We start from the raw sequence: 1,797 nt of genomic DNA on the forward strand, positions 1-1,797 counted from the left end.
GCGCGTTCCGCGTGCGCGGGGACAACGCCCCCATCACCACTGCCGCGCCGCCTTTCTGACGTTTCAGCAGCTCCGCGGTGGCATACACATTATCATCCAGGTATGTCCGCGTCATGACCGGCCCCCGTTTCTTCTCGGCCGAAATACCCCGGGGGGAATTGCCCGCAGGGCAAGGGGGGCAGCGCCCCCGCGCCACGCGCCCCCGCCCCACGCGCCATCGAGCGCGCGCGCCATCATTCCTCGTCCACCACGGCGAACAGCGTCGGCACCGCCGGACAGGGCGCCAGCGAATTGCCGACCACGTCGCTCAGCCGGGTCTGGTGCAGGAAGACGTAGACATGCGCGCTCAGCCCCTCCCACAACCGGTTCGTCATCGACTGGGCCCGCGATCCGCTGGTCGCGCCCGAGGCGCCCGCGCCCTTGTGCAGCGCGTCCACTGTCTCGTCGACCGCCGCCAGCACGTCGATCACCCGGATGTCCGAGGCCGGCCGCGACAGCCGGTAGCCGCCGCCGGGCCCCCGCACCGATGTCACCAGGTCGGCGCGCCGCAGCTTCACGAACAACTGCTCGAGATACGGCAACGAGATGTGCTGCCGCTTCGACACTTCGCCAAGCGTCACCAGCATGTCGGGATCCTGCAGCGCGATATCGGTCAGCGCCACCATCGCGTACCGGCCCTTGGTGCTCAGCTTCATGCTTCGGTCTCCCCGATAATCCCCGAACAGATTGACCTTGCGCACAACAGGCCTTATCTGCGGGATGCTCTTCCGGACCCGTCCGGACAACAATTAGAACCGTTCTAAGGTGCTTGAGCGATTTCGTCAAGAAAACCGCCGGCCCGGACAGCGACAAAAAGGGATCCGATGCCCGAAGTAATCTTTCCCGGCCCCGAGGGCCGTCTCGAAGGCCGCTATCACCCCCAACGCGAAAGGGACGCCCCGATCGCGCTGATCCTGCATCCGCATCCGCAATTCGGCGGCACCATGAACAACAAGGTTGTCTACAACCTGCATTACGCGTTCCACAACATGGGGTTCTCGGTCCTGCGCTTCAATTTCCGCGGGGTCGGCCGCAGTCAGGGCGAGTACGATCAGGGCGTGGGTGAGCTGTCGGATGCCGCCGCGGCGCTCGACTACCTGCAATCCTACAACGCCAATTCCAAGCATTGCTGGGTCGCGGGCTTTTCCTTCGGGGCATGGATCGGGATGCAGCTGCTCATGCGCCGGCCCGAGATCACGGGCTTCGTGTCGGTGTCGCCACCGGCGAACATGTACGACTTCTCCTTCCTAGCCCCCTGCCCGTCCTCCGGGCTGATCATCAACGGCGGCGGCGACCGCGTCGCTCCGCCGGCCGATACACGGGCACTGGTCGGCAAGCTGCACGAGCAGCGCGGGATCACCATCACCCACGAGGAAATCGAGGGCGCGGGGCATTTCTTCGAGGAGCCCTACATGGAACCGATGCTTGACGCCGTGAGCGGCTACGTCAAGCAACGCCTGACCGAAAGCACGAGGTGACAAGCCATGGGCGTGACCGAGGACCTTGCCGACGAGCTGGCCCGCGACACGATCAAGTACATCGAGGCTTCCGGGGACGAACAGATCGTCTCGGACATCACGCAGGTCCTCGGCGCCACTTCGCAAACCGCCGAGGAGGCCTTCCTGACCTCGATGCGCGTGCGCCGCGCGAACATCAAGGCGCGCGCCCTGCTCATGGCCCGCGCCCGCGCCTTCCGCGACGGCAAACCTTCCGACAATTCCTCATGACCTGAGGCCGGCCCGGTCGCGATGGCCGGCC

Annotated in this window: 3 protein-coding genes; 2 read left to right on the top strand and 1 reads right to left on the bottom strand. The window is 65.8% G+C overall.

From position 1 onward, the window contains the following. Positions 1 to 233: 233 nt before the first annotated feature. Positions 234 to 695: an Rrf2 family transcriptional regulator gene (locus tag ACH107_RS32495; RefSeq protein ID WP_412509730.1), complete on the bottom strand. Its 462-nt coding sequence runs from the start codon at positions 693 to 695 to the stop codon at positions 234 to 236. A 168-nt stretch (positions 696 to 863) separates the two neighbouring features. Between ACH107_RS32495 and ACH107_RS32500 the strand changes: the two genes are divergently transcribed. Both ACH107_RS32500 and ACH107_RS32505 read left to right on the top strand, forming a co-directional pair. Then, positions 864 to 1,517, top strand: coding sequence for an alpha/beta hydrolase (locus ACH107_RS32500; RefSeq protein ID WP_412509731.1), 654 nt, complete (start codon positions 864 to 866; stop codon positions 1,515 to 1,517). 6 nt (positions 1,518 to 1,523) lie between these two features. Continuing rightward, positions 1,524 to 1,766 carry a hypothetical protein gene (locus ACH107_RS32505; RefSeq protein ID WP_412509732.1) on the top strand — a complete coding sequence of 81 codons (243 nt, stop codon included), beginning with the start codon at positions 1,524 to 1,526 and terminating at the stop codon, positions 1,764 to 1,766. Positions 1,767 to 1,797 lie beyond the last annotated feature (31 nt).

This window comes from Roseovarius halophilus (ex Wu et al. 2025) (genome assembly GCF_047086965.1).